Source organism: Microbacterium sp. (assembly GCF_051860965.1).
In the GTDB taxonomy this organism is placed as follows: domain Bacteria; phylum Actinomycetota; class Actinomycetes; order Actinomycetales; family Microbacteriaceae; genus Microbacterium.
On sequence record NZ_JBIMKU010000002.1, the window covers coordinates 133530 to 148018 of the forward strand.

Annotated in this window: 13 protein-coding genes; 5 read left to right on the top strand and 8 right to left on the bottom strand. The window is 71.6% G+C overall.

Translation table 11 applies throughout. From position 1 onward, the window contains the following. Positions 1–119: 119 nt before the first annotated feature. On the bottom strand, positions 120–767 hold the full coding sequence (locus ACTIFV_RS04155) for an MIP/aquaporin family protein (protein WP_439591512.1): 648 nt from the start codon (positions 765–767) through the stop codon (positions 120–122). A 124-nt stretch (positions 768–891) separates the two neighbouring features. Between ACTIFV_RS04155 and ACTIFV_RS04160 the strand changes: the two genes are divergently transcribed. After that, a complete protein-coding gene (locus ACTIFV_RS04160; RefSeq protein ID WP_439591513.1) occupies positions 892–1653 on the top strand; it encodes an aquaporin in 762 nt (253 codons plus the stop codon). A 3-nt stretch (positions 1654–1656) separates the two neighbouring features. Here ACTIFV_RS04160 and ACTIFV_RS04165 read toward each other — a convergent pair whose 3' ends face one another. After that, the gene (locus tag ACTIFV_RS04165) at positions 1657–2652 is read right to left on the bottom strand and encodes a stage II sporulation protein M (RefSeq protein ID WP_439591514.1); all 996 of its coding nucleotides are present in this window, start codon (positions 2650–2652) and stop codon (positions 1657–1659) included. A gap of 16 nt (positions 2653–2668) precedes the next feature. Between ACTIFV_RS04165 and ACTIFV_RS04170 the strand changes: the two genes are divergently transcribed. Continuing rightward, positions 2669–3493, top strand: coding sequence for an RDD family protein (locus ACTIFV_RS04170; protein ID WP_439591515.1), 825 nt, complete (start codon positions 2669–2671; stop codon positions 3491–3493). Here the strand turns inward: ACTIFV_RS04170 and ahcY are convergent. Together ahcY and ACTIFV_RS04180 are read right to left on the bottom strand one after the other, a co-directional pair. Then, positions 3481–4971 (bottom strand): adenosylhomocysteinase, encoded by a 1491-nt coding sequence (gene ahcY, locus ACTIFV_RS04175; protein WP_439591516.1) that lies wholly within the window; start codon positions 4969–4971, stop codon positions 3481–3483. The two genes, ACTIFV_RS04170 and ahcY, sit on opposite strands and share 13 nt — an antisense overlap. A 40-nt stretch (positions 4972–5011) precedes the next feature. Then, the gene (locus ACTIFV_RS04180; RefSeq protein WP_248150548.1) at positions 5012–5218 is read right to left on the bottom strand and encodes a DUF3499 family protein; all 207 of its coding nucleotides are present in this window, start codon (positions 5216–5218) and stop codon (positions 5012–5014) included. 82 nt (positions 5219–5300) lie between these two features. Between ACTIFV_RS04180 and ACTIFV_RS04185 the strand changes: the two genes are divergently transcribed. Then, positions 5301–5744, top strand: coding sequence for a metallopeptidase family protein (locus ACTIFV_RS04185; RefSeq protein WP_439591517.1), 444 nt, complete (start codon positions 5301–5303; stop codon positions 5742–5744). Here ACTIFV_RS04185 and ACTIFV_RS04190 read toward each other — a convergent pair. The 4 genes from ACTIFV_RS04190 to manA form a co-directional block, all read right to left on the bottom strand. Continuing rightward, the gene (locus tag ACTIFV_RS04190) at positions 5741–7162 is read right to left on the bottom strand and encodes a DUF5719 family protein (protein ID WP_439591518.1); all 1422 of its coding nucleotides are present in this window, start codon (positions 7160–7162) and stop codon (positions 5741–5743) included. The genes ACTIFV_RS04185 and ACTIFV_RS04190 overlap by 4 nt on opposite strands. Then, complete coding sequence (locus ACTIFV_RS04195) at positions 7159–10008, bottom strand: glycosyltransferase (protein ID WP_439591519.1); 2850 nt, start codon at positions 10006–10008, stop codon at positions 7159–7161. The genes ACTIFV_RS04190 and ACTIFV_RS04195 overlap by 4 nt, the downstream gene beginning before the upstream one ends. Before the next feature lie 71 nt (positions 10009–10079). Then, a complete protein-coding gene (locus tag ACTIFV_RS04200; RefSeq protein WP_439591520.1) occupies positions 10080–10406 on the bottom strand; it encodes a WhiB family transcriptional regulator in 327 nt (108 codons plus the stop codon). A 182-nt stretch (positions 10407–10588) separates the two neighbouring features. Further along, complete coding sequence (gene manA / locus ACTIFV_RS04205; RefSeq protein WP_439591521.1) at positions 10589–11713, bottom strand: mannose-6-phosphate isomerase, class I; 1125 nt, start codon at positions 11711–11713, stop codon at positions 10589–10591. Between the two features lie 40 nt (positions 11714–11753). Between manA and ACTIFV_RS04210 the strand changes: the two genes are divergently transcribed. After that, positions 11754–13157 (top strand): O-antigen ligase family protein, encoded by a 1404-nt coding sequence (locus tag ACTIFV_RS04210; RefSeq protein WP_439591522.1) that lies wholly within the window; start codon positions 11754–11756, stop codon positions 13155–13157. Continuing rightward, positions 13154–14479, top strand: a complete 1326-nt coding sequence (locus tag ACTIFV_RS04215; RefSeq protein WP_439591523.1) for an O-antigen ligase family protein — start codon at positions 13154–13156, stop codon at positions 14477–14479. The genes ACTIFV_RS04210 and ACTIFV_RS04215 overlap by 4 nt, the downstream gene beginning before the upstream one ends. Positions 14480–14489 lie beyond the last annotated feature (10 nt).

Here is a 14489-nt window from a genome sequence, read left to right on the forward strand (position 1 = left end):
CGCCCGGTAGGTGGCTCTCCGGGCGGGGGGGCGCCTGTGCCCGGTCGCCCCCCCCCCCCCGGCGCGGGGGGTCACCGCGCCCGCCCCCCCCCCCCCCGGGCCGCCGCTTCCGTGAGGGATCAGGACTTGGCGGGCAGCTTGTCGTGCGCGTTGAAGACGCGGAAGACGAGCGCGGCGATCGCGCCACCGACGATCGGCGCGACGAAGTAGAGCCAGTACGACCCCCACGCGAAGTTGCCGTGGACCGCAAGACCCAGGGCTACGGCGGGGTTGAAGCCGCCGCCCGAGACGCTGCCGAAGCCGACCGCGCCGACGAAGACCGTCGAGCCGATCGCGAGGCCGTAGAACGAGTTGTTCGGGTGGTCCTTCGACGTCGCGACGTTCAGGACGACGTAGACGAGAACGAAGGTCCACAGCGCCTCGACGAGGAACGCGGGGCCGACCTCGACCTCGAGTGCCGACTCGGGCGCCGGGAAGATCGCGAAGGCGACGAGCGATGCGAGCGCTGCGCCGACGAGCTGCGCGACGATGTAGAAGACCATTCCGACGGCGTCGATCGCACCGCGCAGCCACACGCCGACCGAGACGGCGGGGTTGAGGTGCGCACCGGAGATGTGCCCGGTCGCGTAGACCATGACCATGAGCGCGAAGCCGATCGCCAGCGGCGCGAACACCGTGTCGGCGTTGCTGACCGCCGCGATGATCGCGAAGACGAAGATGAACGTGCCGACCAGTTCGGCCAATGCACTGCGAAGCGTGCCCGACATGATGTGTGCTCCTCCTGTAGAAATGAACGCGGACTATGCGCGCCATCGCGGCCGACACTAGTGCACCATCAGGTAATTCACAGATAACGCGCGCCGAACGGCGCGAACTTCAGAGGACGGCTCCATGAACGACACCGCAACGATCGCCCGTTCGTCGCGAGCACCGCTCGTGGCGGAGGCCCTCGGGACGTTCGTCCTCGTGCTCGCGGTGATCTCGACGGCACTGTTCGCGGCGGGATTCGGCGAGGGGACCGAGTCCGCCAACAAGGGCGTCGGGTTCATCGGGGTGTCCTTCGCCGTCGGCCTCGCCCTGGCGGCGGGCATCTACGCCTTCGGCCCCGTCTCGGGCGGGCACTTCAACCCGGCCGTGACGGTCGGCCTCGCAGCCGCCGGCCGGTTCCCCTGGCGCGGCGTGCTGGGCTACGTCGCCGCGCAGATCGTGGGTGGAGCTGTGGCGACGACTCTCATCGTGCTCATCGGGCTGTTCGGGCCCGCCGGGTGGCTGTCGACCGTGCAGGATGCCGGCTTCGCCTCGAACGGCTTCGGCTCGAACTCCCCCGGCGGCTTCGGCATCGGCGCGGCGATGATCGTCGAAGCGCTCTTCACCGCCGTGTTCGTCGTCGTCATCCTCGGCGCGACGCACGGCAAGACCGGTCGTCCCGCGTTCGCGGGCCTCATCATCGGGCTCACTCTCGCCGCGATCCACCTCGCGACGATCCCCATCGACAACACCTCGGTCAACCCCGCCCGCTCGATCGCTACGGCGATCTACGGCGGCTTCGACGCGCTCGCTCAGCTGTGGGTGTTCCTCGTCTTCCCGATCGTCGGAGCGCTGATCGCGGGCTACGCGTACCGCGCGATGTTCGGCGGCGCCGATACGGAGTGACGGTCAGCCGGCGACGAGAGTCGGGGTGCCCGCCTCGTACTCGGTGAGGTCGCCCGTCTCACCCTGCCGCGCGGCACGACCGCCGACGACGAGCATGTAGGCGAGGAACAGCGCGAGCGCCGCCGCACCGATGCCGATCTTGACCGGCCAGGGCCACGGCTGCGCCGTGACGAAACCCTCGATCAGGCCCGAGACCCCGAGCGCGATGACGAGGCCGATCGCGATCGTCGCGAGCGACCGCCCCGCGGCGGCGAGCGCCTCGCCGCGAGGGCGAGGACCGGGGGCCACCCACGCCCAGAAGATGTGGAGTCCCGCGGCGCAGGCGACGAAGATGCACGTGAGCTCGAGCAGGCCGTGGGGGGCGATGAAAAGGAGGAAGACGTCCGCGCGGTCGGCCGAGATCATGACCGCCGCCGCCGTGCCGACGCCGACGGCGTTCTGCATCACGAGCATCAGCGGCCACACCCCGGTGATGCCGAACAGGACGCACTGCGCGGCGATCCACGCGTTGTTCGTCCAGACGGTCCCGGCGAAGACCGCGGCGGGATTCTCGCTGTAGTACTCGGTGAACTGGTTCTCGGCGTAGTACTCGAGCTGCGCCGTCGATCCCAGCGTCGCCAGCAGCGCCGGGTCGCTCGAGATCCACAGCGCGACCACGGTGCCGACGGCGAGGAAGCCGACCGCGACCACGAGGGTCGTCCACCGGACCCGGTAGAGCGCGGCGGGCAGCTGCCGTGCGAAGAACCGCGGAATCTGCCTGAGGACGTTCTCCGGCGCTCCGGTCAGGCGCAGGCGCGCGCGGGCGAGCATCGTCGAGACGTGGTCGCCCTGTCGCGTGCGCCCGGCGGAGGTCTTGAGGTCGGCGAGGTCGGCCGAAGCCGCCTGATAGCGCATCACGAGCTCGTCCGCCTCGGCGCCGCTCAGGTGCCGTGCGCGGCTCAGCTCGTCCAGACGCGCCCATTCCTCGCGGCGAGCTGCGGTGAGGGCGTCGAGGTCCATTTGCTTTACTGTAACCGTGCCCGCTGCCACCCGATCCGCGACGATCCACCAGGACGAGATCCTCACCGGCGAAGCGGTCGCGCTCGATGTGCAGCCGCTCGGGTTCTTCCTGCGCGGGCTCGGGACCTTCATCGACATGCTCGTAGGGGTCGCACTGTTCCTGCTGTACTCCGTCGTGGCGACGTACCTGTTCGGCATGAACATCCTCGACGCGTCCGCCAGGAGCATCGTCACGATCGTGATGCTCGTGCTCGTCATGGTCGTCGTCCCCACGACCGTCGAGACCGCCACGCGGGGCCGCAGTCTCGGGAAGCTCGCCGTCGGCGGCCGCATCGTCCGCGACGACGGCGGCGCGAGCGGGTTCCGTCAGGCCTTCATCCGCGCGCTGGTGGGTGTGTTCGAACTGTGGTTCACGCTGGGCGCGGTCGCCGCGCTCGTCGGCGCCTTCACTCCGCGCTCGCAGCGTCTCGGCGATCTCCTGGCCGGCACCTACAGCGAGCGCACCCGCACTCCCCCGCTGCCTCCTGTCGCTCCGGGCGTGCCCGAGCCGCTCGAGGCGTGGGCGGCGATCGCCGATGTCGCGCGCCTGCCCGACCGCCTGTCCCGCCGCATCGCGCAGTTCGCCCAGAACGCCCCCGGGATGCAGCCGTCGGCACGCGCGCGGGCCGCGGCATCCCTCGCCGCCGAAGCCGCGCCCTTCGTCTCACCCGTTCCCGCCGTCGACCCCGAGACGTTCCTGCGCGGCGCCGCCGCCGTGCGCCGCGAGCGCGAGCTGCGGGCGCTGCGCCTGGAAGACGAGCGCGTCGCCGCGCTGACGTCGGGAGACCCTCAGTACCGGTAGTGGTCGAGCTTGTAGGGGCCCTCGATCGGCACGCCGATGTAGGCCGCCTGCTCGGGAGTGAGCTCGGTCAGCTCGACGCCGAGAGCCGCGAGATGCAGGCGCGCGACCTTCTCGTCGAGAGTCTTGGGCAGCGTGTAGACGCCGACCGGATAGTCGTCCGGCTTCGTGAACAGCTCGATCTGCGCGAGCACCTGGTTCGTGAACGACGCGCTCATGACGAAAGACGGGTGGCCCGTCGCGTTGCCGAGGTTCATGAGGCGCCCCTCGCTCAGCACGAGCACGCTGCGTCCCGTCGGCAGGCGCCACTCGTGCACCTGCGGCTTGATCTCGATGCGCTCGGCTCCCGGGATCGCCGCGAGGCCCGCCATGTCGATCTCGTCGTCGAAGTGACCGACGTTGCCGACGATCGCGAGGTGCTTGAGCCCGAGGAGGTGCTCGGCCGTCACGACGCGCGTGTTGCCCGTGCCCGTGATGAGGATGTCGATGCGATCGAGCACCGACTCCAGCCGCGCGACCTCGAAGCCGTCCATCGCGGCCTGCAGCGCGCAGATGGGATCGACCTCGCCGACGATGACGCGGGCGCCCTGGCCGCGCAGCGCTTCGGAGGCTCCCTTGCCGACGTCGCCGTAGCCGACCACGAACGCCGTCTTGCCGCCGATGAGCACATCGGTCGCGCGATTGATGCCGTCGGGCAGGGAGTGACGGATGCCGTACGTGTTGTCGAACTTGGACTTCGTCACCGAGTCGTTGACGTTGATCGCGGGGAAGAGGAGGTTCCCCGCCGCGGCCAGCTCGTACAGCCGGTGCACGCCGGTCGTCGTCTCCTCCGTGACGCCGACGACGCCCGCGGCCAGGCGCGTGAACCGCTGCGGATCGCGCGCGAGGCTGCGCCGCAGCGTCTCGAGCACGATGCGGTACTCGGGCGAGTCGTCGCCGGATGCCTCGGGCACCGCTCCCGCGGCCTCGAACTGGACGCCCCGGTGCACGAGCAGCGTCGCGTCCCCGCCGTCGTCGAGGATCAGGTTGGGCCCGTCGAAGCCCTCGGCCGACCAATCGAAGATGCGGTCGGCGAGCGCCCAGTACTCCTCGAGCGTCTCGCCCTTGAAGGCGAAGACGGGCACGCCGGCCGGCGCATCGACCGTGCCCGTCGGGCCCACGACGACGGCCGCGGCCGCTTCGTCCTGCGTCGAGAAGATGTTGCAGCTCGCCCAGCGCACCTGTGCGCCCAGGGCGACGAGCGTCTCGATGAGCACACCCGTCTGCACCGTCATGTGCAGCGAGCCCGCGATGCGCGCACCGCGCAGCGGCTGCGAAGGGCCGAACTCCTCCCGCAGCGCCATGAGCCCCGGCATCTCGTGCTCGGCGAGGCGCAGCTGATGACGGCCGGCCTCGGCGAGCGAGAGGTCTGCGATGACGAAATCGAGAGGGCGACCGGATGCCGCGGCCGCGGCATCCGTCACGAGAGCGGGTGACGACATGCCGCCATTGTGCCACGGCACCGTGCGCGGATCGTGGGCGTCAGACGCGCAGCGTCTCGTGGCGCACGACCACCCAGCCCTTGGGGACCGAGAGCCGCTCGGTGTGGATCGCGCACAGGTCGTGGGCGTGCGGGTCGCCGCCCGCGCCCAGCGGGCCGACGGCGGCCATCTGATCGCCGTAGTCGTAGGTCAGTGTCGACACGGCCTCTCGGGCGCATCCCACTTTGGAGCAGAGTCTCTCGCGCATCGCCTCGACCCTAGTCGTGCGGAGGCGATGGCCCGGGATGCCGCGCCGCCGGCCCCGCGCCCGCCCGCCGTAGGATGGGCGCATGGCGTGGCGGAAGGCATCGAACAGCACCCCGGCACATCGTCGCCGACCCGCGCGGCACGGCCGCCACGGCCGCGTCGGACGCAGTGCCGTCGTGCGGCCCCCGCTCCCTCCCCTCGACACCCGGATCGACCGCTTCGATCTGGCCGTCGGGACGGCCGCGGAGTTCCTGCGCTCCGCCTGGCCCGAACTGCGCGATGTGAGCTTCGAGATCGCCGACATGCCGATCGCCGCCGATGATCAGGGCATCCCCCGCTGGCGCGTGCTGGCCGACGAGAAGCGGATCATCCTCTTCCGACTCCCGATCGAGCGGCTGAGCCATCTGCACCGCGACGACGACCTCCATCGCCGCATGATGGTCGAAGGCAGCGTCTTCCGTGCGGCCGCCGAGTACCTCGACCGCGACCCCTGGGATCTCGGCCCCGAGCGCTTCCGCTACTTCTAGGGATAGATCGTGATCGGCGGAGCCGCGGCATCCGCCGGCCACACGGGGAATCCGGCGAGCGCGTTGGTCGCCGTCATGCTCACGGCGCCGAGCACTCTCGCCCCGCCGCCGTCGACGACGTAGGACTGGCCGCTGGCGACGCGCACGGACTCGCTCGCACCGGGTGCGAGGTCGAGCGTCACGATCTCGCCGCCGCCGGATCCGCTGACGGCGATCCGCGCCTGCACCTCGTCCGCGTTCACCAACGTGAGCACGGCGGCCGGCCCCTGCGGGACGGAGACCAGCGAGGGCACCGTCACGGCGGGCGACGGCAGGTACCAGCCGAAGTCGCTGTCGGCGCCGAATCCGGTCGCCTGCCAGACGCCCGCGACGACGGGCGCCTCGGCGACGACATCCACCACGTACTGTCCGACGGGCAGGCTCTCGAGCCCCACCTCGGTCGGCAGACCCGCTTCGAGCGGGACGGTCTGCGGGTCGATGGCGGGCGTGTCGTCGCCCACGCGCCGCACCGTGATCGTCGCCTGCGCGGCGCTGGTCGGCGAGAGCACACGGACGACCGTGGAGGCCTCGCCCGAGGCGGTCGTGTCGGCCGCGCCTGCCGTGACCGACAGCCCCACGATCGTGACGATCTCGTCGAGACCCGCGACGGCACCGGCCTGATCGACGCCGCCCGGCTCGAGGACGCGCGTCAGGCTGGACTGCACGAACGCCTGCACGGGGGCGCCCTCCGCATTGACGCGGATGACGGGGCTCGACTCGCCGAGCGCGATGCCCGAGAGCGGCACGACGCGCTGGGCGCCCGGGGGGACGACGATGTCGCTCCCGCCCGGCGGCACGACCGGTCCGCTGGCGCCGTAGAGGGTCAGCTGCACCGTCGAGGCCGACGTGCCGGGGTTCGCCAGCACGACGAAGTCCGCCGCTCCGACCGAGGCCGACCCGGAGACGAGCCAGGATTCCGACAGGGCCGGCCGGCACGCCGAGGCCGCGAACCCGGAGAGGTCCTCGTCTGCCACGGTCGAGGATCCGGCGGCCGAGGCATCCGTCCGCGCGCCGTCCTGCGGCGAGACGGTGAACGCCGAGGGACCGTCGCCGCCCCCGACGTCCGGAGCCGCGAGTCGCGCGCTCTCGGGGTCGGCACTCCCGGGGAGCACGCCCACCGTCACGGCCTGGGGTGCCGCCTGTTCGAGCCCGCCCGCGTCGGTCGCGTCGCGGCCCTGCACGAGGAGGCCGCCCGTGCACACGAGGGTCGTCGCCGCGGGCGCGGGCTCCGCCACGATCGCGACGGGCTCGCGGGCGAGGGTCGGCCACGGGATGGTGACGGCCGTGACGACACCCACGACGATGCCGACGGCGACGAGCGCTCCGATCAGCAGGCGCGCACTCGTGGTCGCCCACCGGAAGATGCGGCGATCGCTCATGATGCGCCCCTCCGATCTCGACCGAGCCCGACGACACGGGGCGTGCGGCGCGCGTCGCGGCGCGTCGCGGCGGTCGGCACGGCGAGAAGGACGGCGATCCCCGCGATCGCGATCTGGAGCGCGGCGATCCACCCGGCGATGCGATGGACGGATGCCGGCGCCTCGGCGCGGTCCGGCACCGATTCCACGACCCGCCACAGGATGCCGCGCGTCGTCGTGCCGACCGCTTCGAGCCCTGCGCGCTGGTCGATGGCCGACTCCGCGGCGAGGGACAGGGCGCGCCCGTCATCCGACTCCGCATCCGACGCGTTCGCGAGGAGCACGAATGACACGGCGTCGTCGACGAGCTCGGCCGTGAGGTCCTCGGCGGACCCGGTCATGAGGCCCGCCGCGAGCTGTGCGACCTCGTCGTCCTGAGCGGTGGCGACCGTCGCCGTCGAGACGATCGTGCTCTGCGATCCGAGCGTCTCGCCTCCGCCCCACACGATGACGGCAGACGCTCCGCCCTCGCGCAGCGGGGTCAGCACGAGAGTGCCGACGTTCGGGTCGTCCGCGCCGCGAGCGGCCACGTAGGCGGGCAGGGTGCTGCGCGGTCCGTTCGTGAGGAGCGCGGTGTCGCGGGCGACGGCGGTCAGCGACGGGACGGCGAGAACGAGCGCACCCGCGACGACGACACCCGCGATCGCGCCGCGCAGGAGCGCGACGCGATCGTCGAGGCCGGCATCCAGCGCCACGATCGCCCCGCCGAGCACTCCCAGCCAGGCCAGACTCAGGCCGGTTCCGGGCCACAGCGGCGCCGCGATCGACGGGGTGAAGGCGACCGACACACCGACGGCGGCGAACGCCGTGCCGACGCCGAGAGCGGTCACGAGGAGCAGCACGAGTCCCGTCGACCAGCGCGGCGTGAGGGGCGCGAGCAGGGCGAGCAGGGCCAAGGGCGCCGACAGCAGCGGCACCCACCACACGTTCTCACCCACGAGCGTCGTCCATCCGGCGACGTCGGGTGAGGGGAATCCCATCGCGAGCAGAGCGCGGCCGGCGGCATCCGCCGCCACCTGCGGACCGAGCCACGTGGCCCCCGGATCGGCCGCCATCCACCATGCGTCGCCGATCGTCGCGGCACGCCACGCGAACGGCAGGGCGAGGGCCAGGGCGGGGACCACCAGCCAGACGAGTCGCGCGACGCCGCGCCCCGTGCGCAGGACGATCGCGAGCACGATCGCGCCGATCCACACGATCACGAGCGCGGGGGCGAGGGACGGTGCGCAGGCGACGACGCCGGCGAAGACGAGGGATGCCGCACCCGCCGCCGCCCACGAGCGATGTGCGACGGACCCTGCGTAGAAGAGCCACGGCAGCAGGAGGTGCGCGATGAGGGCGGAGGGGCGGCCCTGCGTCAGCGCCGCGAGGAACGTCGGGCTGAGCGCCCACACGACGCCCGCGAGGAGGCGCAGCCCGGATCGCTCCGTGACGCGGGTCGCGGCGAACCATCCGCCGAGCGCCGCCAGCGGCAGCGCGAGGAGCCACAGCACGACGAGTGCGCGAGACGGTTCGAAGGGCGAGAGAGAACCGACGATCGCGATGACGACGGCGAAGGGATCGGCCGGACCGATCGTCTCCAGGCCCGAGGCCCGCAGACCGAACGCGGCGTCCGCCCACAGCTGTGCGACCGTCGAGCGCAGCGGTTCGAGCCCACCGCCGCCCAGCACGGGCCAGGCGAGGAGCGCGGGGAACGCCGCGATCGAGACGACGAGCGCCCCCAGGACGAGCCACGCGCCGCCGCCGCTGAAGAAGCGCAGATCGCTGCGCAGTCTGCCGTCGGGCGAGACGGGATCGTCCTCGAGACGCGACCGCAGCTGGCCCCGCGTCACACGCAACGGCGCGAGCTGCGCCCAGGAAGCCCGCCGGGTGCGCGCGATCCCGCGACGTGCTCGGGCGACGGAGGGCACGCGCACCATCGACACCACGCCGGCCGCCCATTCGGGTCCGATCAGGCCGGGCTGCTTGCGGACGAGCTGCAGCGCCGTGCGCCATACCGCGAGCGGCAGCACGGCGAGCCAGAGGAGCGGCACCGCCCAGGCGCGGGCGTAGACGAGACGGCGATGCAGCGCCGCCGTACGTCGCGCGAACGCGATGCGGCGTCGATGCGCCGCCGTCATGGGGAGCGGGAGCCCCGCGACGCCGTCGCCGGAGACGGCGACGAGAGCCGTCGGCGCGAGCGCGACCCGGGCGCCCGAGAGGCGTGCGCGCACGCCGAGGTCGAGCCCCTCGTCCGCTCCCGAAAGGGCGCGATCGAGCCCGCCGAGCGCACTCCACGCGTCCGCGCGCACCAGGAGGGAGCGCACGTCGGCGCCCAGCACGTCGGATGCGCCGTCGTGCTGCCCCTGATCGAGCTCGCCGTCCGCGAGTCCGACGGCGCGGCCGAAGCGCGTCATCGAGACGCCGAGCGAGACGATCTCGCCGTGGTCGTCGGCCCGGACCAGCTTGGGCCCGACGAGCGCGACGGACGGCGAGAGCTCGAGCGCGTCCACGAGGCGCGCGAGGGCGTCGGGCAGCGGCGATGTGTCCTGCGCGAGGAGCCAGACGGCGTCGGCGTCCTCATCGGGAGCGACTTCGGCGACGGCGTCCGCGAAGGTCGTGGATGCCGGGAGCCGGACGACGGCTGCGGCCGTCGACTCCTCTGCGGCGGTCATCGCACCGGGCTCGTCACCGCAGAGCACGATGGTGATCCGGTCGACGGCGCGTGTCTGGATCGAGAGCGCCGCGATCGTCCGCCGCAGGTGATGCGCTGCGGGGGTGCGACCGTCGGGACGCACGACGACGAGGGCGTGAACGCTGGCGGGCATGACCTGGTCAGCCTAAGCGGGCTCGGCGGCAGACCGTGGGCGCACTCGCCGCGCGACCGAGATCGATGGGTTCAGCCCGCGCGCCGCTTGAGCTTGCGACGCTCGCGCTCGCTGAGCCCGCCCCAGATGCCGAAGCGCTCATCGTTCTGGAGCGCGTATTCGAGGCACTGGTCGCGCACGTCGCACGTGGTGCAGATGCGCTTCGCGTCCCGCGTCGATCCGCCCTTCTCAGGGAAGAACGCCTCGGGATCGGTCTGCGAGCACAGAGCATCCGTCTGCCACGAGAGCGGATTGTCGTCCTCGACCGGAGCCGGACGACGAACGCCCGGAACCCCGAGATTGATCGGATCGACGAACCAATTGTCGGGAACGCCTGAACGGTACTGTGACCCCGTCATGCTCGTCCTCCCCCTGCTTCCCCCCGATTAACGCTGGACCCGCGAGTGGCCCCACCAACTTCGCGTTGCCCTAATTACACCCGTGTAGTTCGTCGGGGTCAAGTCGCGGATATTAAAGCCTCACCCACGGCTTGAACCTTTACGACGCGCCGACGGCGTGTCGCGATCTCCTCTCGAAGCGATCACCGGCCGGGCGCGGCGAGGAACAGCTCTCCCTCGCCTTCCGCGCGCAGCGTCCCCTCGTCGGGGGTGACGAGCACGGCCTGCCCGGGCGAGACGATCGCCCGATCGGCGGAGGCGCCCCCTTCGAGGACGAGCTCACCCGAGGTCGCGAGCGCGATCGTGACGCCCGCGATCGGGACGACCGCGGCATCGCCACGCGGGCTGACCCGCCGCAGCGAGAAGTCGTCCACCGGCACGTCGTACCGCTCGACGGCGGGCCGATCGGCGACGGGATGCAGGATCGGCACGGCCGCGTCCGTCCCGTCGAGCACCGACACGAGCTCGGCGACGTCGATGTGCTTCGGCGTGAGTCCGCCGCGCAGGACGTTGTCGCTCGCCGCCATGATCTCGACGCCCAGCCCCTCGAGATAGGCGTGCAGCACGCCGGCCGGCACGAACAGTCCCTCGCCGGCACGCAGCGTGACGAGGTTCATCAGCAGGGCGACGACGATGCCGGGATCACCCGGATAGCGATCGTCGAGCTGCGCTGCGAGCGCGAGCTCGGCCGCGAACTCGTCCGACGACCCGGCGCGCGCCGCCGCGATGATCTCGCGCACGATTCCTCGCGCGTCGTCGGACAGCACCCACGCGATCGCGGCGACGGGCTCCTCCAGGCGCGCCGAGAGCTCTGCGCCCGGAGCGCCCAGCTCATCCAGGAGCGCGCGCGTCCGAGCGATGGGGCGCAATCCCGCGAGAGCGCGGAAGCGCGGGCTGAGGGCCACGATGAGCTCGGGCTTGTGGTTGTCGTCGCGGTACGTGCGGACCGCGGCATCCCGAGCGATCCCGGCGGCCTCCTCGCGCGCGAACCCCGCTTCGGCCTGCGCCTTCGACGGGTGGGCCTGGATGGAGAGGGGGGATGCCGCGGCGAGAAGCTTCAGCAGGAAGGGGAGCGGCGCCTGACCGCGTGCGGCGAGCCACCCGTCGAGACGCTCACCGCCCGGGGTGACGGCCGGGTTCGCCGGATGGTCCCCGAACCACACCTCCGCCTCGATCTCCCCCGACGGCGACCGCCCCTCGAGATCGGCGAGGAGCGTGGGCGAACCCCACGCGTAGTCGAGGGCGCGATTGGCGAGAGGCACGAGCATTCTCCGAGCGTAATAGCGCGAACGAGTACCCTGTGAGGCGATGGCCGTCCACACCAAGCACCCGGCCTCGGAACCGCCCTCCGCACCGGTCCGAGAGAAGACGGGGCACCTCCTGCTCCGCGGCTGGTGCATCTTCGTGCTCTTCATGGCCCTCTCGGGCACCGCGTGGGTGCACGCGTTCGGCGAACCCGTGACCGCGGTCATCGTGATCGCGGGCGCCCTCGTCTCGCTGGTGCTCTGGTTCGTCATCCGTCCCTCCGTGCAGTGGCGCCGCCTCCCCTGGTTCGCCGCCTCCTACATCGCGTGGGCGACGCTGTCGCTCCTGTGGTCCGCATGGCTCTCGACGACGGCGCTGACGCTCCTGCTGCTCTACCTCACGACGATCCAGGCGGCCTTCGTCGCAGCCGTGCTCACGTGGCGCGAGATCGTGCGGGCTATCGCCTCGGCGCTCAAGTGGGTCATGGCCCTCTCGCTCCTGTTCGAGCTGTGGGTCGCGGTGTTCGTGAAGGCGCCGCTCCTGCCCGGGTTCATCGTCGGCAAGGCCGACGACCCCATCGAGTACTGGTCGCGCAACAACCTCTTCGAATGGGACAAGCGCATCCAGGGCATCATGGGCAACTCCAATCTGCTGGCCCCCGTCGCGCTGCTTGCCATCATCGTCTTCGCGATCCGGATCGCGGCGGGAGCACCCCGCCGCCCGCTCCTGTACGCGTGGATCGCGCTGTCGGCGTTCCTGCTCGTGCGCGCCTCGTCCGCGACGGCGTACCTTGCGGCGGCGGGCGCGGCCCTCGTGCTCATCACGGTGCTGCTCATGCGGACGGCTCGTCGACCCGGCGAACGCACGAAGTACTACGTCGGTTACGCCGTGATCGGCGTCGGCGGCGCCCTCGCGCTGTTCTTCCTGCGCGAGCCGATCTTCACGCTGCTCGGACGCGGCTCCGATCTCACCGGGCGCGAGAGCACGATCTGGACAGCCGTTCTCGAGCGCGCGAATCAGCGCCCCGTGGCCGGATGGGGCTTCGCGACCCCCTGGGTGACGAACGATCCGATGTTCGACGGATGGATCGTCGACCACGGCGTCTCGGTGCAGCAGGCCCACAACATGTGGCTGGACGTCTATCTGCAGCTCGGGATCGTCGGGCTCGTCCTGTTCTCGCTGCTGTTCCTCGCGTACGTGTGGCGCACGTGGTTCTTCGCGGTCGACCGGCCGCGGTGGGATCTGCGCGCCGACCGTCCCTACTCGCCTCTCACGCTGCTGCCGACCCTGGTCGGGGCGATCCTCCTCGTGCAGGGCTTCGCCGAGTCCAGTCCCCTCCTGCTGTGGGGCTGGATGTTCCTCATCATGTTCGGCTTCAAGATCAAGCAGTCGCCGCACATCGGCGTCGGCCCCGCCGAGCAGGGTGCCGCGATCGAGCGCGGCGAGCAGATCAAGCAGGCTCCGTGACGGCCGAGCGCCGACCCCACGCGGGGTGGCTCACGACGCTGCTGGGCTCGGCATCCTTCGCCCGCGCCTTCACCCTCGTCGTCCTCGGCGCCGTCTTCGCATCGTTCGCGATCGAGCGCGTCGCCGGCCGCACCACCTACGTCACGATCGTCGCGGGGCTCTGCGTCCTGGGCGCGGGCGTGCTCGTCGTGCGCCGCGGCGAGGTCTCGCTGCTGCGGCTCATCCCCACGACGCTCGTCGCCTTCCTCGCGTGGACGCTCGTCAGCGGCTTCTGGGCGTGGGACAGAGCGGACTCGTGGTGGAGCTGGGTCTCGACGGCCGCGCTCGCGTTCCTCGCGGTCGTCATCGGCCATATCCGGGACACCCTTCAGACGGCGCGAGCGCTGGGCGACGTGCTGCGCGTGCTGCTGTCGATCTCGCTGGGCGTGGAGATCCTCTCGGGCGTCATCCTCGACATCCCGTTCCGCTTCCTCGGGGTGCAGGGCAACATCGCCCAGTTCGGGCCCATCCAGGGCATCTTCGGCACGCGCAACATGCTGGGCTTCATCGCGGTGCTCGCCCTCATCACGTTCCTCATCGAGTACCGCACCCAATCGGTCAAGCCGGGCCTGTCGATCTTCTCGGTGCTGCTCGCCGGATCGCTCGCGGCGTTCTCCGACTCCCCCACCGTGCTCGTGCTGGCCCTGGCAGCGGGTGTGGCCGTGGCCGCGCTCGCCCTCGTCCGCCACTCCGACCCCGATCGGCGCGGCGCGCTGCAGTGGATCCTCGGCGCTCTCGTCGTCGTCGGGATCGCGGTCGGCTACGCGGCGCGGCATCCGATCATCGCGTGGCTGGGGGCCGGCACGGACTTCTCGATGCGGGTCAACCTCTGGAACCTCATGGTCGACTACGTGACGCTCCGCCCCGTGCAGGGCTGGGGCTGGTACGGGCCGTGGGTCGACGGCGGCACGCCGTTCTCGATCATCAACTACCGTCTGCGCGCGTCGCACGCGACCGGGCTCAACGCCTACTTCGACGTGCTGCTGCAGGTCGGCTGGGTGGGACTCATCCTGTTCGTCGCCTTCGTCGGCGTCGCGCTCGTGCGCTCCTGGCTCGACGCCAGCGAGCGCCGATCGGTCGTCTACGCGTGGACGCCGCTCATCCTCGTGACCCTGCTCGTCGACTCGATGTTCGAGAGCTTCACGCTGGCCGGAGTGGGATGGATGCTGCTCGTGCTGTGCGCCGTGCGCGCCGGCCAGTCACGGGGCTGGCGCGAGCGCCTCGGCGGCCGCTCGGGGTCGGACCTCCCCCGCATCCAGGGTCCGCAGATGAGCGCAGGGTAGGATTCCCAGC